Annotated in this window: 19 protein-coding genes and 1 other annotated feature; of the genes, 4 read left to right on the top strand and 15 right to left on the bottom strand. The window is 38.7% G+C overall.

Going from position 1 to position 20154, the window contains the following annotated elements; translation table 11 throughout:
• Window positions 1–17: 17 nt before the first annotated feature.
• Genes IGJ52_RS01795 through IGJ52_RS01785 form a run of 3 tightly spaced genes read right to left on the bottom strand, consistent with a single transcriptional unit; the run spans window position 18 to window position 3142 of the window.
• Window positions 18–1247, bottom strand: a complete 1230-nt coding sequence (locus IGJ52_RS01795) for an ABC transporter permease (RefSeq protein ID WP_033601159.1) — start codon at window positions 1245–1247, stop codon at window positions 18–20.
• Entirely contained in the window at window positions 1244–1954 is a 711-nt protein-coding gene (locus IGJ52_RS01790; RefSeq protein ID WP_002383683.1) for an ABC transporter ATP-binding protein, read from the bottom strand. The genes IGJ52_RS01795 and IGJ52_RS01790 overlap by 4 nt, the downstream gene beginning before the upstream one ends.
• A 9-nt stretch (window positions 1955–1963) precedes the next feature.
• Window positions 1964–3142, bottom strand: coding sequence for an efflux RND transporter periplasmic adaptor subunit (locus tag IGJ52_RS01785; RefSeq protein ID WP_438791849.1), 1179 nt, complete (start codon window positions 3140–3142; stop codon window positions 1964–1966).
• Window positions 3143–3462: 320 nt separating this feature from the next.
• Here IGJ52_RS01785 and IGJ52_RS01780 point away from each other — a divergent pair, with 320 nt between their 5' ends.
• Both IGJ52_RS01780 and IGJ52_RS01775 read left to right on the top strand, forming a co-directional pair.
• Window positions 3463–4101: an NAD(P)H-binding protein gene (locus IGJ52_RS01780; protein WP_002358396.1), complete on the top strand. Its 639-nt coding sequence runs from the start codon at window positions 3463–3465 to the stop codon at window positions 4099–4101.
• A 78-nt stretch (window positions 4102–4179) separates the two neighbouring features.
• The gene (locus IGJ52_RS01775) at window positions 4180–5295 is read left to right on the top strand and encodes an NAD(P)/FAD-dependent oxidoreductase (protein ID WP_192445007.1); all 1116 of its coding nucleotides are present in this window, start codon (window positions 4180–4182) and stop codon (window positions 5293–5295) included.
• A 68-nt stretch (window positions 5296–5363) separates the two neighbouring features.
• Here IGJ52_RS01775 and IGJ52_RS01770 read toward each other — a convergent pair whose 3' ends face one another.
• From IGJ52_RS01770 to IGJ52_RS01760, 3 genes are read right to left on the bottom strand one after another with little or no spacing between them, the layout of a single operon-like run.
• Complete coding sequence (locus tag IGJ52_RS01770; protein ID WP_002383679.1) at window positions 5364–6518, bottom strand: mannitol-1-phosphate 5-dehydrogenase; 1155 nt, start codon at window positions 6516–6518, stop codon at window positions 5364–5366.
• A gap of 14 nt (window positions 6519–6532) precedes the next feature.
• Window positions 6533–6970 (bottom strand): PTS sugar transporter subunit IIA, encoded by a 438-nt coding sequence (locus IGJ52_RS01765; RefSeq protein ID WP_002355279.1) that lies wholly within the window; start codon window positions 6968–6970, stop codon window positions 6533–6535.
• Between the two features lie 14 nt (window positions 6971–6984).
• Window positions 6985–8757 carry a PTS mannitol-specific transporter subunit IIBC gene (locus IGJ52_RS01760; protein ID WP_010816286.1) on the bottom strand — a complete coding sequence of 591 codons (1773 nt, stop codon included), beginning with the start codon at window positions 8755–8757 and terminating at the stop codon, window positions 6985–6987.
• A gap of 245 nt (window positions 8758–9002) precedes the next feature.
• On the opposite strand from IGJ52_RS01760, the gene IGJ52_RS01755 reads away from it, so the two are divergent.
• Window positions 9003–9098, top strand: coding sequence for a type I toxin-antitoxin system Fst family toxin (locus IGJ52_RS01755; RefSeq protein ID WP_015543884.1), 96 nt, complete (start codon window positions 9003–9005; stop codon window positions 9096–9098).
• Between the two features lie 269 nt (window positions 9099–9367).
• Here the strand turns inward: IGJ52_RS01755 and IGJ52_RS01750 are convergent, their stop codons facing one another.
• From IGJ52_RS01750 to IGJ52_RS01740, 3 genes are read right to left on the bottom strand one after another with little or no spacing between them, the layout of a single operon-like run.
• The gene (locus IGJ52_RS01750; RefSeq protein WP_002358391.1) at window positions 9368–9802 is read right to left on the bottom strand and encodes a PTS sugar transporter subunit IIA; all 435 of its coding nucleotides are present in this window, start codon (window positions 9800–9802) and stop codon (window positions 9368–9370) included.
• A 10-nt stretch (window positions 9803–9812) separates the two neighbouring features.
• On the bottom strand, window positions 9813–11846 hold the full coding sequence (locus IGJ52_RS01745; RefSeq protein WP_438791848.1) for a BglG family transcription antiterminator: 2034 nt from the start codon (window positions 11844–11846) through the stop codon (window positions 9813–9815).
• Complete coding sequence (locus IGJ52_RS01740; protein ID WP_438791847.1) at window positions 11837–13585, bottom strand: PTS transporter subunit EIIC; 1749 nt, start codon at window positions 13583–13585, stop codon at window positions 11837–11839. The genes IGJ52_RS01745 and IGJ52_RS01740 overlap by 10 nt, the downstream gene beginning before the upstream one ends.
• A gap of 183 nt (window positions 13586–13768) precedes the next feature.
• On the opposite strand from IGJ52_RS01740, the gene IGJ52_RS01735 reads away from it, so the two are divergent.
• Entirely contained in the window at window positions 13769–14602 is an 834-nt protein-coding gene (locus IGJ52_RS01735; protein ID WP_438791846.1) for a Cof-type HAD-IIB family hydrolase, read from the top strand.
• Between the two features lie 42 nt (window positions 14603–14644).
• Here the strand turns inward: IGJ52_RS01735 and IGJ52_RS01730 are convergent, their stop codons facing one another.
• The 6 genes from IGJ52_RS01730 to IGJ52_RS01705 form a co-directional block, all read right to left on the bottom strand.
• On the bottom strand, window positions 14645–15280 hold the full coding sequence (locus IGJ52_RS01730; RefSeq protein WP_002358386.1) for a nitroreductase family protein: 636 nt from the start codon (window positions 15278–15280) through the stop codon (window positions 14645–14647).
• A gap of 4 nt (window positions 15281–15284) precedes the next feature.
• Complete coding sequence (locus IGJ52_RS01725) at window positions 15285–15719, bottom strand: MarR family winged helix-turn-helix transcriptional regulator (RefSeq protein ID WP_002362972.1); 435 nt, start codon at window positions 15717–15719, stop codon at window positions 15285–15287.
• Between the two features lie 151 nt (window positions 15720–15870).
• A complete protein-coding gene (gene nhaC / locus IGJ52_RS01720) occupies window positions 15871–17316 on the bottom strand; it encodes a Na+/H+ antiporter NhaC (protein WP_438791845.1) in 1446 nt (481 codons plus the stop codon).
• 89 nt (window positions 17317–17405) lie between these two features.
• Window positions 17406–17581, bottom strand: a binding site (T-box leader).
• A 136-nt stretch (window positions 17582–17717) separates the two neighbouring features.
• A complete protein-coding gene (gene pcp, locus IGJ52_RS01715; protein WP_153854057.1) occupies window positions 17718–18359 on the bottom strand; it encodes a pyroglutamyl-peptidase I in 642 nt (213 codons plus the stop codon).
• Window positions 18360–18374: 15 nt separating this feature from the next.
• Window positions 18375–19319: a DUF979 domain-containing protein gene (locus IGJ52_RS01710; protein WP_002355267.1), complete on the bottom strand. Its 945-nt coding sequence runs from the start codon at window positions 19317–19319 to the stop codon at window positions 18375–18377.
• On the bottom strand, window positions 19316–20002 hold the full coding sequence (locus tag IGJ52_RS01705; protein ID WP_002355265.1) for a DUF969 domain-containing protein: 687 nt from the start codon (window positions 20000–20002) through the stop codon (window positions 19316–19318). Before IGJ52_RS01705 ends, IGJ52_RS01710 begins: the two co-directional genes overlap by 4 nt.
• Between the last annotated feature and the right edge of the window lie 152 nt (window positions 20003–20154).

The following is a 20154-nucleotide window of genomic DNA, read 5'->3' as shown; positions in this document are numbered from 1 at the left end:
CTACCAAGCTCTTCTTTTTAATTATAAATCGCTTTAATCGGATCCATCCTCGAGGCACCAATTGCTGGAATAATCCCGAAAAAGATACCTGTGAAGACCGAAACCAATGTTGAAATAGCAAAGATGGACGGCGTAATAATTGGCGTAATCGAAATATACCCACCGACCACAGTTGCCAATAAGTAGCCGCAGCCGACACCGATCAAACCACCAATCAATGTGATAAACGCTGCTTCCATTAAAAATTGGAATAAAATGACTCGTGGTTTAGCACCAATGGCCCGACGAATCCCGATTTCTCGTTTCCGTTCCGTGACAGACACATACATGATGTTCATGACGCCAATTCCCCCGACTAATAGGGAGATTGCAGTAATTGCCATCAGAAACATCGTCATACCCGTGACCATTTCTTCCATTTGTTGTTGGAGTTGTTGGTCTTGGTCATTTTCTTTAAACGTTCCTTTCACTTCAGGATGATTTTCACTTAAAATGGTGATTGCCTGTCCTAAAATTGCTTCCCGGTCCGCTCCCTCACGAACCTTAATATTGATGCCACTAATTGCTTTTGTTTTCGCTAATTTATTGTATGATTCTCGAGAAACAAAACTGCTCATAGCAGTTGCCCAATCATCGTTCATGCCAAAACTATCTAAATCTTTTGGTGCTAAAATACCAATCACCTTGTACATATAACCACCAATTGAAACAGCTTTTCCAATGAGTTGGCTAGGATCATCAAGCCGAATTTGCGCTTCAAAGATATCATGATTTAAGACAATCGCATCTGTATTTGCATCGCTCGGTTGAAAATCACGACCATATAAAATATCATTCTGCCCTTTAGTCGACGTAATGGATAAATTCGCTTGCGCCCCAAAATAATCCATTGGTACAAACAAATTGTCTCCGCCCCCCATCATTGATTCACCATATTGAGGATAAATACTTTCAATTCCTTGAATGTCTTGTAATTTTTTCAAGTCCACTCGGCTAAACGTATAATCTGGCTCTTCGTAGGACATAAAATTGTCACTGCTACCATCCGACATTGTATAATGAATCTTCAAAACATCCGCGTTCACTGCACTGGATGCCTTCACAACTTGGCGCTTCATCCCTTCACCTAGCGCAGAAATCGTTACGACTGATGTAATCCCAATAATAATCCCGACCATCGTTAAAAATACCCGCAACTTATGCGCCTTTAAGCTTAAAAAAGTACTAACAAATAAATTAGCAATCATCTAATCACCTCTTCTTCCAAAAAGCGACCATCTTTCATATGAATCACTCGTGAGGCATATTTTTTCATATCTTCATCATGTGTCACCATGACAATTGTTTTGCCCTGTTCATTCAATTCTTTCAATAATTCCATAATTTCTGTACCCGTTTCACTATCCAATGCCCCAGTCGGTTCATCAGCCATAATCAATAATGGATCATTCACCAAGGAACGAGCAATGGCTACTCTTTGTTGCTGTCCTCCAGAAAGTTCAGTAACTTTTGATTTGGCTTTTGTTTCCAAACCGACAATTTTTAGGTATTTTTCAGCAATCGCTTTTTTCTCAGCGCGGCTTTTTTTCCCTTCATAAACACAGGGCAATTGAACATTTTGACTAACATTTAAAGAATTAATCAAGAAAAATTGTTGAAAAATAAATCCTAGATATTCATTGCGAAAGGCTGATTTTTTATTTTCAGACAATTTTGAAACATCTGTTCCTGAGAAATGATAACTTCCGTCTGTTAAGCGATCCAAGAAACCAATAATGTTCATCAGCGTTGTCTTACCGCTACCGGACTTCCCCATGATTAAAATGAACTCTCCTTGATGGATGGTCAAGTTCAATTCTTTTAAAACATGTAGTTTTTCCTTACCTACTGGATAGAACTTGTTAATGTCCCGCAATTCAATGAGGGGTTGATTTGTATTGTTTGCTTCCACCATCAAGCCCTCCTATTTCGACGCATCTGTCATTGATTCGTTGGTTGCTGATTCATCAGAAGCAATCGCTGCATCTGATTCCACAATATCACCGACTTTTACTGGTTTTTTTGAAGAAATAACCACTCGGTCGGCTGATTCTAAGCCAGATTCAATCGCCATTTTGTCGCCATTTTCTTGCCCGACTTGGACATCACGACGAATGATGGTTCCAAAATCATTCACTAAAACGTAGGCCTGTTCACCCTCTTTTTGAATTGCTTTTTTCGGTAACTCAATCGCCCCTAAATCGCCTAAATCAATGGTTGCTTGCATATGATAGCCATTTTTGACTTTGTCTAAATTGGCCAACGCAATTTTGACACTATAACTAGACATCGTTGTGCCGCCCTCTGGATTGCCACTCGCGGCATCGCTGTTGCCTTCAGGAGGATTATCATCGATGTAAGAAATTGAGCCACCCACAACCACATTATTGGAAACAGAAGTTAGTTTAGCTTTTTGCCCAACACTAATTTTAGTCAAGTCCTTTTCATTCACTTTCCCAGCTAAATAAAGATCTTCTGAAGTTAACCGTAAAATCGGTGAATTGGTATCTTTTACTTCTGGAATTGATACGCGACCTTTGAAATTAGCCTTTGTGGAAATATATTGCTTCGCTCCTAAATCCGCTAAGGTTTCATTGGTGAAGGTAATCTCTTCATCTACCGCATCGACTTCTGTTTGATATTGTTCATTTAAATCATCCCCAGACATCGTGCGGTCTTCTTCTTTAGTTTTATTAAATTTATCAATAGCCCGATTCCACTTATTATAGATATTCGCCCGCTTCGTTTCTAATTTGGCTAAGCTATTTTGTTGTGCCTCAATTTCTTTTGTGACCGCTTCATCTTCATAAGTAAATAATTCTGTGCCTGCATCTACGACATCGCCGTTTTTCACCTTAATCTCTGGATCCTTTGTTATTTTTTGATCGCGCGCAAAGGCTTCCATTTGTTCCGGTTGGATGACACCATTAATATAAATTTGCTGCAAGTCAGGAACGTCAAAATAGTCAATTCCCCAGTCATCTTTAGGCGCTTGCTTGACAGCTACTTGTTGTGCATTTTTATTTAACGCATTCACAGTTACGATGCCCCCAACCGCAATTACCGCAACTGCCCCCAATATAATTATCGTTTTCTTCTTCATTTTCTTCGTTTCATCTCCTCATTCTGTCTATTTTCCCCAACAAACTAAATTGCTCGGTCGTTCACTTATACCTATTTAACCATGCTTGAATTCAAGAAACAAGGGCCTTTCTCTAGGCCTTTAGTCTGATTTATTTCATTTTTGTTCATTTTTTTATTTATTTCACGACAATAAACAACCATTGTTGGGTCTTTGTGTTTCAACAATCAAAAAAGGTTATTTTTATGTTATTTATAACTAAACTATGCGCAATCGAGATTTTTTGCTTCTTTTTTTATTTAAGGTACACTAGAAGAAACAATTGAAAGTGAGGGCTTGCCATGAAAGTCATTATTTTTGGCGGTAGCGGTTTTTTAGGTCAACAAATCGCAAAAATTTTAGTCCAACGCCAACATCAAGTCATCAGTGTTTCACGTCATGGAAAGCCTGCCACGCTCTCCGCATCTTGGAGCCACCAAGTGCAGTGGGTATGCTCCGATGTTACTCGTGACACGAATTGGCAAGAACAAGTCCAGCGTGCTGACTGGGTCATTGATACAGTAGGTATTTTATTTGAAAATCCACGAAAAAAGAAAACCTATCAACGGCTAATTCTGACGCCCGTGAAAAAAATCAGCTCTTTTTTAGCACAACAAAAAAAGCCAGCTAAGTTTTTATTTATTTCAGCCAATACTGTTCCTTTCCCTTTGAGAAAATATATGGATGCCAAATTGGCAGCGGAGGAACTAATCCACCAAGAAGTCGCCGAAGCGGTGATTTTTTATCCTAGTTTACTTGTAGGTCAAGAACGTACCGGCACCATACTTTTTAGTAAATGTATTTATTTTTTTAAGAAAATCCCCTTTTTAAAGAACTTATTTATTGGCTATGATCCCGTGCCTGTGGCAGAAATGGCACAAGAAATTGTTCACGTTTTAGAAGGCGGCAATTCTATTTATACACACAGAAGGACCCGCTAACAATTTATCTCTCAATCGTCTCTGTCTAGAGGCGGTTTTTTTGTGTTACAATACAACTGTTCGAAGGAGAGAAGAAGCATGAAAAAAATTGCCATTATTGGCGGCGGCATTATCGGAATGACGTTAGCTAATTATTTAGATCCACAAAAATTTGACATTACCGTTTATGATGAAGGGCTCGGCCAAGCGACTAAAGCGAGCGCCGGGATTATTTCCCCTTGGCTATCCAAACGTCGGAATAAGAAATGGTACCAATTAGCGCGAGAGGGCGCTGCCCTATTTCCAAAGCTAGTCAAAGATTTTCAGCTGACGGAGGATATTTATCGTCAATCAGGGACTGTCATTTTGCGCCCGGCAGCCGCTTTGGCAGACTTAGCCCATTTGGCAGAAGAGCGTAAGCAAACTGCACCTGAAATTGGAGAAATCACGATGTTGTCAGCAGTTCAAACAGCGAAGTTCTTACCGCTACTTAAGGAAACTCCCTCACTTTTTATTTCTGGCGGCGGTCGCCTAGATGGACCAGCTTATCTAAACCATCTTCAGAAACGCGCCGAAGCCAACGGGGTCACTTTTTGCTCACAACGGGCGCACTTTCGACAACTGAATCAAGGGTGGGAAATTGTCACAAATTCAGAAAAAAAGAGCGTTGATTTTCTCGCTTTAACACCTGGTCCTCATTTAAAGGAATTACTCGCTACTTTAAATTTATCTGTGGACATTCGTCCCCAAAAAGGACAATTGTTAGTTTTCGAGACCCCTTTTACAAACAGTCAGCAATGGCCTGTTGCTATGTTAGATGGCGAAGCCGATTTAATTCCTTTTAATCAAGGGAAAATTTTATTAGGTGCCACCCACGAAAATGATCAAGCCTGGGATTTAGAAGAGACTGCTAGCGCTTTTCAACAACTAACTTCTGGGACTGCGCCATTTCTAAAAGAAGCAGAGCAGCTTTTTAAGCAATCCATGCATTACCGCGTCGGTACACGTGCTTATACATCTGATTTCGCTCCGTTTTTTGGCCCTTTGCCAGAAATGCCCCACCTTGTGGTTGCTAGCGGACTTGGTTCATCAGGACTCACTACTGGCCCATTCATTGGTTACCAATTAGCTGAATACTTCAATACAGGTGCCTTCAAAGGAGAGCTTTATCAAAAACCACTTAGTCAATATGTAAAAAACAACCCCTCACTTTAATCAGTGAGCGGTTGTTTTTTTCCCTTTAATTAAGAAATGTGAAGTATCTTGGTAGAAGGATTTTGTTATTATGCTACTTGTGGTCGCGCATAGCGTTCTACGTTTTGTTTAATATTTTTAACCGTTTCTGGATCTTCAATGCCCGTTACTTCAGCGATCACTGTATCAACACTTTCTTGGTCAAGCATTTCCTGTAATTGACGGCTTTGTTCATCTTCTGGATCATGATAATTAAAGACAATACCAATCATTGCTAATAAATGCGGCGACACTAGATTGCGTTCCTGTAATTCACGGATTGGTCGAATAAACCGTTCTTGCGCACCTAATTTTCTGATTGGTGTCCGTGCTACACGTGTAATAGCATCTGAAATATATTTATTTTGGAAACGTTGAATAATTTTTTCAATATAGGCTGCATGTTCTTGTTCATCAAAATTCCATTTGGCCACTAAAAGTTTACCGGTTTCCTGCAAAACTGATTTGAGTTGTGCTACCACTAAGGCATCCTGCATCGCTTCGTCAATGGTTTGATAGCCTAACAACGCCCCTGTATAGGCAACTGTAGCATGGCCAGTGTTTACACTAAATAATTTTCGTTCAATATACGGCTCTAAATCAGCAACGTAATGAACGCCTTCTAAATGAATCTCTTTGGCTTTTCGGTTGGTATCATCAATGACCCATTCACAAAAAGGCTCAACTTGAACAAAAAGTGGGTCTTCATGTTTTTGTAATGGAACAATCCGATCAACCGCCGCATCAGGAAAACCAATCCATTGTTCAGCATAAGCTGGATTTTTCAAATATTTGGCCACTTCTTCTGCTAAAAAGGTTGAACCACCAATCATATTTTCACAAGCGATAATATCCAGCGGCTTTTGGCAATTTGCTTCGGCACGTGCATCAATTCCTTGGGCAATTAATTCAGCAATTCTTGGTAAAATATTAGGACCAATCGCCGTCGTGACTAAATCGGCTTCCGCAATTGCTTCTACTACTTTTTCTGGTTCTGTCATGTTATTTAACCCAGTCACATTTTCAACGTTAATTTGTTGATGTGAGGCATCAGCCAATTCAATTGTATAACTTTTACGTTCTTTTAACGCTTGAATGATGGTTTCATTAACATCCACAAACGTAATATGAAACCCGTTTTTAGCTAAAATTTCGCCGATAAAGCCGCGTCCAATATTTCCTGCTCCAAAATGTACTGCATTCATTCTTATTCTCTCCTTTAAGCAATGGCTAAATTTTCTGTTATTTCTTCTTTACTTAATGCATCGGCAAGTTGCACCACGTTATCCATATCACTACAATAAAGTGCAATTTGTTGGACTAATTGCAAATGTTCTTCACCGACTCCGGCAATCCCAAATAATACGGTAGCAATTTTTTCATCTTCTTCGGTGCCAAAATTAACGCCCTCTGGGACTTGCACTACACAGATTCCTGATTTTTTCACTAATTTTTTGGCTTCTTCTGTTCCATGAGGAATGGCAATAAAATTCCCCATATAAACAGATAGCAATTGGTCTCTTTCAATCATTGCTTCGATATAAGCGGGCTCAACACAGCCTGCCTCGACTAGTTTTTCGCCGCAAAAGCGAATAGCTTCTTCTTTTGTATTAAACTGTTGATTTAATTCAATTGAAATATTCGTAAGATTTTCCATTGTTTTCTTCCTCTCTAGGCACTTTCTTTTAAGAGCGAAACCACTGTTTCATATTTTTGGGGATTAACCATACTTTTTACTGATAAGTGTGTCGCTTTCGGTGCTTTTTTACGGGCTTGTTCCGTTAGTTCAGCTTTTGTGACAATTAAAGCCTGTGTTTGTTGAGTTAATTCATTAATATTAATTTTTCGAATCGGCATTGAAATTTTCTCTTTATCTAAAATTTCTTCTAAGACTTTCATTCCCATCGTTGCTGACCCGACACGGTCATCGTGAACCAAAAGAATCTCATTGACATTTGCTAAATCTCCCTCAATTTCAGAAGCAGGTGTTGCTTTGAAGGCTGTTGGTTGTGCGTCGTTTTTTTCTTTGGTACCTGATAGTTCAGCCACAATTTCATCATAACGTGGTGAGTTCAAGAAATTTTCAACTGCTACAAAGGTTGCATTAGGTGCTTTCTGTTTAGCCCGTTCTTGCAATTCCGCTTGTGTGACAATCAATGTATTTCCCTCATCGGTCAAATTATTAATAGCCCGATTCGTCACAGTTTGTACTAAACCAGCCTCTTGGACCTTTTTCCGTAAGATAGACGCCCCCATTGCACTAGAGCCCATCCCAGCATCACAAGCAAAAATAATTTGTTGAATTCCTGACAATGAAGCACTACCATTTGCGACAGTTAATCCTTTTGATGCTGCTTTAGCAGCTTGGGTTTCTTTCACTTTTTGGGCAAATTCATCACTTTCTTCTTTCGCATCTGCTTTTAAAATGACTGCGGATACTGCAAAGGAAACAGCAGTTGCTGCCAAAACACCTAAAATAACTGGTAAGTAAGAACCCATTGGTGTCATCGCTAAAATAGCTATAATGGAGCCTGGTGAAGCGGGCGCACGTAAACCAGCATCTAACGTTTGGAAAACCAAACTACCTGTCGCACCACCTGCAATAACCGATAAGAATAATAACGGTTTCATCATTACATATGGGAAGTAAATTTCGTGGATACCACCAAGGAAATGAATAATTATTGCTCCCGGCGCAGAAGATTTTGCCGCACCTTTTCCAAAAAACATAAATGCTAATAAGACACCTAACCCAGGACCAGGGTTTGCTTCTAATAGGAAAAGAATTGATTTGCCAGCCGATAAGACTTGTTCTGTCCCTAAGGGTGTTAAAATGCCATGATTAATCGCATTGTTTAAAAAGAGCACTTTTGCCGGTTCAATAAAAATACTCGTTAATGGAATCAAATGAGCATTTAAAATGATTTCCACACCACGTGCCATTGCAGCAGTCAGCGCATCGACAATTGGGCCAATCGCTGAAAAACCAAGTAAAGCTAACGCAAAACCAATTAATCCAGCTGAAAAATTGTTTACTAACATTTCAAAACCAGCTTTAATCCGATGTTGGAAATACTGATCAAATTTCTTAATTGTAAAGCCACCAAGTGGACCCATAATCATGGCACCTAGCATCATCGGAATATCGGTTCCCACAATCACGCCCATTGTCGCAATTGCGCCAACTACGGCACCGCGATCACCTGCAATTACTTTCCCACCAGTGTAGCCAATTAATAATGGAATTAAATAGGTCAACATTGGGCCAACCATCGTGGCAAAGGCTTTATTTGGCAGATATCCATCTGGGATAAATAGCGCTGTCAAAACGCCCCACGCAATCAACGCCCCGATATTGGGCATCACCATGCTAGATAAGGTACTGCCAAGTCTTTGGACTTTTGCTTTAATTGATACTTTATTTTTTTCTGGTACTTGTTCCATTTTTATTCCCCTTCTCTCAAGTAACTTTTCTTGTTGACTAAATTGTATCCGCTTTCCAAATCTGGAAAAAGTCGTACTTTGGCACAAACCATTGTGCCAAAAGTTGAAAGAAAAAAGCACGTGTTCTCTAGTTACGAAAACCAGAAAACACGTGCTTATTCCATTTCTAATAATTTCAATAATAAATGAACAACTTTTTATGCTATACTCAAATTGGCGACTTGCCTCGAAAGGAGGTGCATCACATGTACGAGATTGTCACAAAAATTCTTGTGCCGATTTTTGTCGGGATTGTCCTGAAACTTGTAACCATTTGGTTGGAAAAACAGAACGAGGAATAAACAAGTTGCTTCCAACCGCTGCTGTCTAAACAGCAAAAAAAGACACCCTACCACAATAGGGTGTCTTTTTAGTGCATCCATGCACGACTTTGTCACAAGTTACTTTAAATTTATCATAGGGCCTATTTTTTGTCAAGGAATCTTCTTATCTTTTTTGTTTAATCTCTTAAATAAAAATATTTTAATTTTTATTATAAAATTATTTCAATAATTATTGAACATTTCAGAATGAATTGATTTTTTACTACCAATTTTTTTCAGATGTAACTTTAGGCTTGAGCCAGAATTTTTTGCGCTTCATCTATTGTTCGACAATCACTGAGCCGCTGAATGTTTTCGAGATCTGAACAGAAAAAAGCTAATTCTTGAAGCATGCTTAGTTGCCGTTGACTTTTTAGAGCAACGACAAATAACAAAGTAGCTATTTTTCGATCTGCTTCCGTACCAAAGTTGACCCCATCAGGCACTTGAATAAAGCAAATCCCTTCTTTTAAAACTTGTTCATCTTGTCCTTCCGCATGAGGCAATGCCACGAAGTTACCGATATACACACTGACTTTTTGTTGACGTTGATACATTGCTTTGACATAGTCAGGCGTGACCAACTGATTTTTTAGCAGTAATTCACCAGAAGCTGCAAGTGCTTCCTCCCAACTAGCATACGATTGATTCAACATTATTTGCTCCGCTGTAATTTCAAACATCTCTCAACACCTAGCCTTTCATTTCTTCAATTAATAATGACGAAAGCAACTGATAAACAATGGCTTCATTTCCTGAATGAAAAATTTCTGTATTTAAATCATTCATAATAATCGCACCACTGATTTTTCCTAAAATTTTCCCGATTGTTTCATCAATCGGCATCGGCGCTAGCATGAGTAACATACGTTGTAACTGCATCGGCTTTTTATCCATACCTTCAATCATAAGTGGCTGGGCCAAATTAAAAATACAAAAAACAGGCTGTGTCACTGCTGTACTTGAGGTATGGAATAAGGCCATTTCCGTCTGAGGAATCCCAATAGGCGCTTGCTCGTAACGTTTCATCAATTGCTGACAAACGATTGCACTATCGGTGATTAAATCTGCGGAAAGTTGCGCGAGGGCTTGTTGAACGGTTTCTGCCAAATCCGCTTGATTATTTAAATCTGTTATGAAAAATGTTTCTAATAGTTTACTAATTTCTTCCATGAAAGCGACCACTGTTTCGTAGCTTTCTTCGCCACCTGTTTTTTTCACAGGTGCTTTCCTAAGCGAGCGTTTTTCGTGACTAATCCGCTTAAACTCTTCTTTCAATTGGCGGATTTCATCGTCTAAAAGTAACGGTGAGATCAATTTATATTTGCCATTGTATCCTGGTAATAACGAAGTGGAAATCACTAAGTCATAGTTTTCCTCAACATTCACCTTACCTAAATCCGCAATCCGAAAAAAATGAATCTGGTTGATAAAAGGAAAGTAGCGCCGTAATCGCATTTCCAACATACTTGTCGAAGCCAAACCGCTAGGAGAAAAACCAGCAATATCAACTTCCATAATTTTGGGACTCCGTTCTAAAGAATTAGCAAAATGAAGTACCATGTAGGCAATTTCCTCTTCCGATAGATTCTTTTGCGGAAAAATTTGCGGCAACGCTTGGCGTAAAGCCGTAGCTATTTCTTGATATTGATTCATGATCCGTTCTAAAATGGGATTCGTTAAATCTTCTTCTTGTAAAACCGCCCGAGAAAAAACACCTGATAAATGCGTCAACAACATTTTATACAAATTGGTATCTTCGAAAAAATTAACTTCCGTTTCTTGACTTACTGCTTCAATCAGTTGTTTCACTGCATAAGCCAGCTGAGTGTCAAAATGTTCATCAAAAAAATCTTCATCAAAAGAATTAGAAAAATCACTTAATAAGCTAGCAAAAAAAACAATCTCACTGACAGCGTATAGTTGTTTCGTTTCAGCAGCGACTTTTGAAAAAAGTCGTTTAGAACAATTTAGAAAAGCCTTATTCATCTGCCCAGTATAGGTCTCATCAGCTAAATAAAAACCTGCAGTGACTCGATCCATCGCAATTGTTAACATTAAAATCAAATGTTGTAATTTGCGATCACTTAATGCTGGAAATAAAGTTTCTACTTCTGGCTGAACAATTTTTTGTGCAAATGCTAAATGTTCTGCATGAATAAACTGAAAGAAAAAATGGTCGCTTGTTGTTAATTCGGTAAAATGAAAAAATTGGTACTCATTAATTTCCATACTTAGAATATTCGCCATTAGAAGACGGCGATATTTTTCAGAACCAGTCACTTCATAGCCTTGATTCCGAGAAATCGTCAACGGAATCCGAGCAATCCGTGTTTCTAATTGTTTAATATCGGCATAAAAAGTCGTATTACTAATACAATACGTTTCCAGAAAATAATGCATAGAGACTGGCTCTTTTGTTTGAAGTAATGTCAATAAAATCGCATGTTGCCGCGCCAAAGTAGAAAGTTCCTGTGTCTCTTCTCCTAAAATAGCAGCCTGAATTTCCGTCATCGCTGCTTCATCTGCTTGAATCGAAAAGCGCCCACGAGCTACTTTTTCCAACGTCGCGCCCATCGATGCTAGCGAGGTTTCTAAATTTTCTAATTCACGATATACCGTCCGGCGGCTAACCTTTAACAAATTCATCATGCGGTTTACTGAAACGGGGGTAGGACTATTCACTAATTCCGTTAATAGAACAGTTTCTCTTGTCGTTAAAAACATCTATCAGCTCCTCCTTCCAGCCATTCTTGATACTCTTTCTTATTCAAAAAACTAGTAACTACGTATAAATTTTGTTGCGTTAGATCTAAATGATAGGCTTGCGCCAGTTCACGAGTCACTACGTAGGTTGTCTCCTTGGTAAAAAAGACTGTTTCCAGTGGCTCTTTAGATACTTCAATCGCGACTCCTTGTTTCGCCGCTTGTTGCCGCAATAATTCCATTCCCATTGTTTGCGATCCTCGAACATTCTCGGCATATAAAAAAACAAGCTTCTGTATTTGTTTTGTCGGGTTCGTTTCAGTAGACTCTGAACCAAGTGAAGATTGCTCTTGAGAAGAAGCAGTCAGTTTGGCTAAAACTTGCGGGTAATAGGATTTAATTTCTAAAAAATTTTGAACACTCACCATATCCTTTTCTGGGACGTACTTTTGTGCTAACTGTTTCAATTCTGCTTGAATCACCACTAATGTCTTAGGCTGCCACTTCATCTGATGAACGGACTGGTAAGTCACAGGCATCTCCAAGTTCACCGCTTTTAATTGTCGGCTTAGCAAACTAGCCCCCATGGCACTTGAGCCCATTCCTGCATCACAAACAAATAAAATTTGCTGATAGTTAGGTGTGACTGTTTCCACTTGGTCTTCCTCCTTCTCCTTCATCTTTATCATTGAAACTGGTTCAGTTCCTCGTTGACGTTTTAATAACAAGCTTGCTATTGCAAAAGAGCACAGAAAGCTAACAAAAATTCCACTAAAAACCGCCAGCCTTGCCTCAGTCGGGGCATTGGCTACAATCGCAACCAATGAACCTGGCGAAGCAGGAGCGCTTAACCCCACATTAAATATTTGAAAAACAAGCGTACCACTCATTCCTCCAGCAATTACTGCTAAAAATAAGCGCGGATCCATCAAAACAAACGGAAAATAAATTTCATGAATACCCCCAATCAATTGAATCATGGTGGCGCCTCCTGCTGTTTTTCGTTGTCCTACAGGACCAAACAGCAGAAAAGCAACCAAAACGCCCACGCCTGGTCCAGGGTTTGTTTCCAATAAAAATAAAATGGACTGACCTGTTTGACTAGCACCTTCTAAACCTAGAGGCGTTAATAAGCCATGATTAATCGCATTATTAAAAAATAACACTTTTAAGGGTTCTAAGAAAACGTGAACCAATGGTAAAAGATTGGCTTCAATTAACCAAGAAGAAAATTGATACAGCCAAAAACTAGCGCTTTCAACAGTAGGAGCTACAACCAGAATACCAAAACAGCAAAGCAGTCCTCCCACAATTCCTGCTAAAAAGTTTTTAGTCAGCATCTCATAGCCTTCTTTAACTTTCGGTAAGAAAATTTGTTCAATTTTGGCGAAAGTATATCCTGCTAAAGGGCCAATAAACATAGCACCAAACAACTGTGGAACATCTGTGGAAACAATCACGCCCACTGTCGCAATAGCAGCAACAACGCCGCCACGTTGTTCCTCGAACATTTTTCCGCCTGTAAAACCAATTAAAATCGGTAAAACAACTCGAATCATTATCGTTTCGACTTCAGAAAGAGCTAGCCGTAGATTCCCAGTCGTATAGCCAGCCACCAAAGACAATAAGCTCCACGCAATAAAAATACTCAAATTTGGCATAATCATCCCACTCAAACGATGACCAAAACGACGTAAATAGGGAATTACTTTCACAAACTTATGTTTAAAAAAGAGCGAATGCATTTCTTTTTCCTTCATATTCCTTGTCCCTCGCTCTCTATGTAGATAATTAGAATACTTCTATTATATGAAATTTCACAAAAAAATAGTATAGATTTTTGTAAAATAATTCTTTTATACACCTCACAAGAGAATCCGTTTACATTAATAGAAAAAACTTTTATACTAAAAGAAAGAAACTCTTCGGATTGGAGGCCAATTATGGCAATCAAAGCAATTGTAATGGATATTGATGGTACCTTGTTAACTTCAGAAAAAAAGATTTCACCAAAAACGCGACAAGCACTAGTAGCTGCACAAAAGCAAGGCCTCTCACTGATTTTGGCTTCTGGCCGCCCGACTAACGGTATGCGACCCTTTGCAGATGAATTGGAGATGGCTCATTATAACGGACACCTACTTTCCTATAACGGCGCTTGTGTCACCCATCATGGCAGTCAGCAACAACTATTTAACCAGACAATTTCAAAATCATTGAGTCAACAAATTTTAGAGCATTTGAAACAATTTGACGTAATTCCAATGATTAATGATGAAACATTTATGTATGTCAATGATGTTTTTCATCACACCTTACATTTAGAGACTGGTGATTTTAATATTATTGAATATGAATCACGGGGCGGCAACTTTCAATTATGTGAGTGGCATGATTTAGCCGCCAGACTAAACTTTCCCTTGAACAAAATTTTAATTGCTGGTGAACCCGCCTATTTACAAAAATATCATGAGGCCATCTACGCGCCTTTCAAAGAAACCGTCACCGCTGCTTTTTCCGCTCCTTTCTATTTTGAATTTACCGCAAAAAATATTGATAAAGCGCGTTCTTTAGAAAAACTAACCCTACAGTTAGGTATAGCTGCTGAAGAAGTAATTGCTTTTGGTGATGGGCACAACGATTATACAATGTTGGAATGGGCTGGCACGGGGATTGCTATGGAAAACGCCGTTGAAGAGCTTAAAAGCATCGCAACGGAAGTCACTTTATCCAACGACAATGACGGCATCGCTGTTGCATTAGCCAACTTTCTTTAAGATCGTTGGTTGATACAAGCGTACGCCGTCATTTTTTATTGCCTATTCAAATGTCGTGATTTTTTCTGGTGCTAAACGAACAGATTCATAGCCAGTTTCCATGCCCTTACCCACAGATAAAATCATTACTGGGACATAGCGCTCTTGATCTAAACCAAATGTTTCGGCTAATTTTTCCGCTTCAAAACCACCGATTGGATTTGTTTCATATCCGTGAGCTCGTGCCACTAACATAAATTGCATAGCTGCTAAACTCGCATCAATTTTTACGATGTCATTCATTTGTTCTCTGCTTAAACTTTCATAATGGGGAATAATTGCTGCTAATTGTTGGTCCCGCACTTCCTTAGGCATTTTACCACTAGCATAAGCTTGATTGTAAATTTCCTCTCCTCGCTCATGGCAGTTTAGATCACCAAAAATTAAGAGCATTGCAGAAGATGTTTCATTTTGACGCGTATTAAAGCGAATTAAGGGTTTTAATTTTTCTTTGCCTGCTTCACTTTCCACTACGACAAAACGCCATGGCTGCATGTTAACAGAAGAAGGGGCAGTGGTCGCTTCTTGAATCATTGTTAACATTTCTTCATGAGAAATTTTATGGGTTTCATCGTACACCCGAACCGATTTGCGGCCAAAAACAATCTCTGAAAAATCATTCGTTGTATATGTTGTCATTCTATCATACCTCTTTCGTTGTAATGCTTTGATCTAGTTTTGTCAAAAGTTCTTTTAATTGGCGACAGTCGTCCTTTGTAAATGTACTGGGAATAATTTCTGTTACCGTTTGTTGCTTGGCTGTACATTGCTGTAGTTCTTGTTGTGCTTTTTCTGTTAAATGCACTAGCACTTCCCGATTATTTTCTGGATTTCGCTGTCGTGTCACATACTGTTTCTCTTCTAAAATTTTCAAATGGCGAGTGACCGCACCACTATCGATTTTTAAGTGTTCTTGAATCTCCGTTTGAAGACACGGCTGACGTTCTTTTAAAATCATCAGCAACTCATAACGAGTCAAACTCAAGCCAACTTGCTCTTCAAAAACTTTGGTAATTTTTTGATCTAATACCTTTAACTGACATAATAATTGGCTGACTTCCCGTAATGATAACGACATAGTTTCCTCCTTAAAAAAATGACTCGTCAACAATTGACTAGTCAACTATAACTGTTTCTTTCTAAAAATGCAACCTTTTTTACAAGAAAAATAGAACAATTGACAGAGAGAAACTACAGTATTCCCCATCAACTGTTCTATTTTAATCAATCTATTTTTCGGTAACAGGTTCTGCTGATAACCGCTTAATCCCTAAACCAGTAAACGCACTGACCATTGAGAAGACAGGCGATAATAAGCTAAAGAAAACAAATGGTAAGTAAGTCAACGTTGGTACGCCAAAGGTCCCCGCTACGAAGCTACCTGCAATCCCCCAAGGAATGAGGTAGTTAATAACCGTCCCACCATCCTCCAAGGTTCTGCCTAAAACAGTCGGATCCAAGCCTTCTTTTTTGTAAACTTCTTTAAAGGCATTCCCTGGTAAAATAACCGATAGGAATTGTTCACCAATAAAAATATTTACGCCAATTCCTGTTAATAACGTTGATAAAATCAATTTCGGTGTACTGCTCATTTTCTGCGAAACAACTTCCATGACCGCAGAAATCAATCCTAATTCCATTAATAAGCCACCTAGAGACAACGTTAGAATAATAAGTGCCACAGTCGGCATCATACTCATAATTCCGCCACGACTTAGTAATTGATCAATTTGTGCGTTCCCCGTTTGAGAAACAAACCCATTTTCCAACGTGTTTCCTAATGCCTGCAACGATACTTTCGGATTTTGAATAATAATCATAATTACTGCCACAATAATGTTTAACAAAATCGTGATAATCGCTGGAATTTTGCGCCAGGCACAGATTAACATTAAGGCTAATGGTAACAATGACCAAATGGAAATGGTAAAGTGGTCTTCCAATACTTGAATAACTTGAACTACTTCTGTCAGACTTGTATTCGCGTACGTTTGCCCTAAAATCATAAACAAGATTAAAGAGACGATAAATGCTGGTACAGTCGACCACATCAAGTTTTTTATATGTTTAAACAAATCCGCTTCAACAATCGCTGCGGCTAAGTTTGTTGATTCTGATAAAGGCGACATTTTATCACCAAAAACTGAACCAGAAACAATCGCCCCCACAACTAAAGCAGGATTTAACCCTAAGGTACTGCCAATACCGAAAAAGGCAATTCCAATTGTTGACATCACTGTAAAAGCGCTACCTACTGCACTGCCGACAATCGCACAGACAATAAAAACTGACGGCACAAACCATTTAACACTAATCATTTTAAAACCAAAAACCATAATCGTTGGAATAATTCCAGCTTGAATCCAAACGGCAATCAATGCACCCACTAAAATGAAAATAAAAATTGGAATAATCCCTGGCTTCAAGCCATCAACAATCCCTTTATGCATTTGATCAAATGGTACTTTACGAAACATTGCGTAGCCTGAAATCAATGCAATCACAAACAAAATAGTAATATTTGGCGATATCTTTAAGCCAATTACTCCTGTCGCAATAGCTGCCACAATAATTAATAACACGATACTTGCTTCTCGAACACTCACGGTCTTCTTTTTCTGTTTTTCTTTCATTTCGTTACTCTCCTCTAATCTTTTTTCTGAATACTCTGACATTAAAGGATCTTATGATAACGAATAACCCCTCCACAACTCATTGAAAACGCCTCCTAAAGCTACATAAAAAGAGAGATTCATCCTTAAAGAATAAGGACGAATCTCTCCGCGGTACCACCTTAATTAGAAGCTTACTTGCTTCTCGCTTATGTATTATGTAATTGTTACTACTTATTAGTGTAATTCACAAATAGACTTGATCGATTCGCAGCAACCATCGACTTTCTGAACAAAACATCTATTTCCTACTGGGCTAATAATTTATGAATCTCAATATACCAAGAAGAAACCGACTTGTCAACGAAAATAGTATAAAAAATTTTTTCACACGCCAACAAAAATTACTTTTTCTTTTTGTAAAAATAGAAAAGCGCCTCCGTTCTCACGAAAGCGCCTGTTAATTAGTGGGTTGTGCCACCTTGTAGTTGAATATCTTCTTGCGTTTTTACCGCTGCTTCAATCATATAGAACAAAGATTCTGTGATTGCTTCTAATGACATAGAAGCAAACGTTGGTTTATCAATTGTTTGTTCTGGTAGGAACGGAACATGAATAAATCCGCCACGAATAGTTGGATATTTAGTGTTAATTAAGTGTAGTAAGTGATACATAATATCATTACATACAAAGGTTCCTGCTGTATAAGAAATCGCTGCAGGTAATTGATGGTCATGACAATTTTTTACCATCGCTTTAATCGGTAAATTTGTAAAATAGGCTGTTGCTCCATCTTCAACCAACGGTACATCGCTTGGTTGTTGTCCTGCATTATCCGGGATACGCGCTTCCGCTAAATTAATCGCTACTTTTTCAACAGTGACTGTTTGACGGCCGCCTGCTTGTCCAACACAAATCACCATATCTGGTTGATGGGTTTCAATTGCTTCAGCCACTTTTTCACCACTAGTGCCAAAAACAGTTGGCACCTCCACTTTAATAATTTCAGCTCCTGCAATTTCAGCAGGTAATTTTTTGACTGCTTCAAAGGCAGGATTGATTGCTTCTCCTCCAAATGGATCAAAGCCAGTAACGACAACTTTCATTTCGATCATCCTTTCTTATTTGAATAGAATCATATAAACAATTTGGAAAATTAACATGAAAAGTGCAATCGGCAATTGATTTTTAATGACGCCGTACTTATCTTTCATTTCCAACATGGCTACAGGTACGATATTAAAGTTCGCAGCCATCGGTGTTAACAGTGTACCACAAAAACCACATGTTAAGGCAACCATCCCAACTAATGCGGGATCTGCACCTAAAGAAAAGACAAACGGCACACCAATTCCGACTGTCATCACGGTTATTGCTGCAAAGGCATTGCCCATGATAGCCGTAAAAATAACCATTCCCACAGCATAAATAATAATCCCTACATTGACATTTCCTGCTGGTACTACGGCACTAACTCCTTTTGAAATAATCTCACCAACACCAGCGCTAGTAAAAACAGCACCTAAACAAGCTAATAGCATTGGCAACGTACTAAGCGGACCGACTGTCTCTAACATTTCCGCCGCATCATCAAAAAATACTTTCGGCGTATTATTTTTAGAAAAGAACATCATGATGAAAATCGCTACAAAGACACCAACACCGACACCGACTAAAGCCCCTAAAGTAGTCAATGTGGCAAAAAGAATTGCAAAAACCCCGATACTTAGTGCGGGAATAAAAATCTTCATTCCTAATTTTTGAGACATTTTTTCCATGTATTCTTTCGAAGGTAAGCGACTTTCTCCTTTTGTCACTTTTTGAAGAATTGCCGGAATTGTCATCACAAAAATAAGTACGCCACAGGCAACTGGTGGAATAAACCGACCAAAACCGATTAAGATCCCTAAAATCCCCCAGAATAAACTAGTCCCATACGCATGTTGATTGGTTTTATCACGAAAACTACGAAAACTTGTATATAACAAGATAATACCCATAAAAATATAAAGGACTTCCAATAACTTTGCACTCAAATCAATACTTGGATCTGTGAAAAAACTCATTTCAGTCCCTCCTGTCCATAATATTTTTTACGTAATCTTTTTTCTTTTAAAGTAAAGTAAATACTTGCCGAAATTAAGGCAACTAAGGCGACTGGTACTTCCACTAAAGCCAATTTACCTAATGTCACTTCATAGCCTAAATCTTTCAATGTTGATTGAACAAGCAATGCCCCAGCCCCACCAACAAACAGAACTTGACCAAAGAACCAACAGATATTTTCCATGGCTGAAGCCATCCCTTTTAGTTCTTCTTCATACTCTGGCACCATTGGTAAATTTTTTGATTCAATTGTTCCTAACGCCATTGGCAAAATAATCGGACGCACAAAACCTGCTACCCCACCGAAACTTACGTTAAAAGCGGCGAAGATAATCCGAAAGACACCATAAATGTCAATAATCACACCAGCAGATACCTTTTTGAATCGTTTAATCAACGTAGCCGCTGACTCTTTCAAGCCATTTCTCTCTAACGTTCCTGTTGCTAACATAATAATAATAAAGATAGCCATGCCTCGATTATTCACAAAGGTTGTTCCTAGTGTTTCTAGCATTGATGTCAAACCAAGCCCGCCAGTAAAAGCCGTCACTATTAAAGCAACCATCACAATCAAGATAGCATCAAATTTCAATGCGAAGCCGACAATGACGATCAATACGCCTAATAAAGGTAATAAATCCATCAAATCTCTCCTTCTTAAAATAAAATTTCACTTTCCATTATATGCCAATTTTCGCTCATTTGTAAGACTTTTTTAATTTTTAATGTTATTTTTTCTAAAGACACAGTTTCCAACACTTTTTAGAGCTACCACTCGCACTTTTTTCTTTTTTC

The organism is Enterococcus sp. DIV1758 (assembly GCF_051711985.1).
Lineage (GTDB): Bacteria > Bacillota > Bacilli > Lactobacillales > Enterococcaceae > Enterococcus > Enterococcus faecalis.
Note: the sequence above shows the minus strand (reverse complement) of the source record. Positions and strands in the feature narration are given on the sequence as shown.

What these genes read in the sequence shown, in the direction of transcription:
- IGJ52_RS01795 (WP_033601159.1), bottom strand. Translation starts at nt 1,247, where the DNA reads ATGATTGCTAATTTATTTGTTAGTACTTTTTTAAGCTTAAAGGCGCAT.
- IGJ52_RS01790 (WP_002383683.1), bottom strand. Translation starts at nt 1,954, where the DNA reads ATGGTGGAAGCAAACAATACAAATCAACCCCTCATTGAATTGCGGGAC.
- IGJ52_RS01785 (WP_438791849.1), bottom strand. Translation starts at nt 3,142, where the DNA reads ATGAAGAAGAAAACGATAATTATATTGGGGGCAGTTGCGGTAATTGCG.
- IGJ52_RS01780 (WP_002358396.1), top strand. Translation starts at nt 3,463, where the DNA reads ATGAAAGTCATTATTTTTGGCGGTAGCGGTTTTTTAGGTCAACAAATC.
- IGJ52_RS01775 (WP_192445007.1), top strand. Translation starts at nt 4,180, where the DNA reads ATGAAAAAAATTGCCATTATTGGCGGCGGCATTATCGGAATGACGTTA.
- IGJ52_RS01770 (WP_002383679.1), bottom strand. Translation starts at nt 6,518, where the DNA reads ATGAATGCAGTACATTTTGGAGCAGGAAATATTGGACGCGGCTTTATC.
- IGJ52_RS01765 (WP_002355279.1), bottom strand. Translation starts at nt 6,970, where the DNA reads ATGGAAAATCTTACGAATATTTCAATTGAATTAAATCAACAGTTTAAT.
- IGJ52_RS01760 (WP_010816286.1), bottom strand. Translation starts at nt 8,757, where the DNA reads ATGGAACAAGTACCAGAAAAAAATAAAGTATCAATTAAAGCAAAAGTC.
- IGJ52_RS01755 (WP_015543884.1), top strand. Translation starts at nt 9,003, where the DNA reads ATGTACGAGATTGTCACAAAAATTCTTGTGCCGATTTTTGTCGGGATT.
- IGJ52_RS01750 (WP_002358391.1), bottom strand. Translation starts at nt 9,802, where the DNA reads ATGTTTGAAATTACAGCGGAGCAAATAATGTTGAATCAATCGTATGCT.
- IGJ52_RS01745 (WP_438791848.1), bottom strand. Translation starts at nt 11,846, where the DNA reads ATGTTTTTAACGACAAGAGAAACTGTTCTATTAACGGAATTAGTGAAT.
- IGJ52_RS01740 (WP_438791847.1), bottom strand. Translation starts at nt 13,585, where the DNA reads ATGAAGGAAAAAGAAATGCATTCGCTCTTTTTTAAACATAAGTTTGTG.
- IGJ52_RS01735 (WP_438791846.1), top strand. Translation starts at nt 13,769, where the DNA reads ATGGCAATCAAAGCAATTGTAATGGATATTGATGGTACCTTGTTAACT.
- IGJ52_RS01730 (WP_002358386.1), bottom strand. Translation starts at nt 15,280, where the DNA reads ATGACAACATATACAACGAATGATTTTTCAGAGATTGTTTTTGGCCGC.
- IGJ52_RS01725 (WP_002362972.1), bottom strand. Translation starts at nt 15,719, where the DNA reads ATGTCGTTATCATTACGGGAAGTCAGCCAATTATTATGTCAGTTAAAG.
- nhaC (WP_438791845.1), bottom strand. Translation starts at nt 17,316, where the DNA reads ATGTCAGAGTATTCAGAAAAAAGATTAGAGGAGAGTAACGAAATGAAA.
- pcp (WP_153854057.1), bottom strand. Translation starts at nt 18,359, where the DNA reads ATGAAAGTTGTCGTTACTGGCTTTGATCCATTTGGAGGAGAAGCAATC.
- IGJ52_RS01710 (WP_002355267.1), bottom strand. Translation starts at nt 19,319, where the DNA reads ATGAGTTTTTTCACAGATCCAAGTATTGATTTGAGTGCAAAGTTATTG.
- IGJ52_RS01705 (WP_002355265.1), bottom strand. Translation starts at nt 20,002, where the DNA reads ATGGATTTATTACCTTTATTAGGCGTATTGATCGTCATTGTCGGCTTC.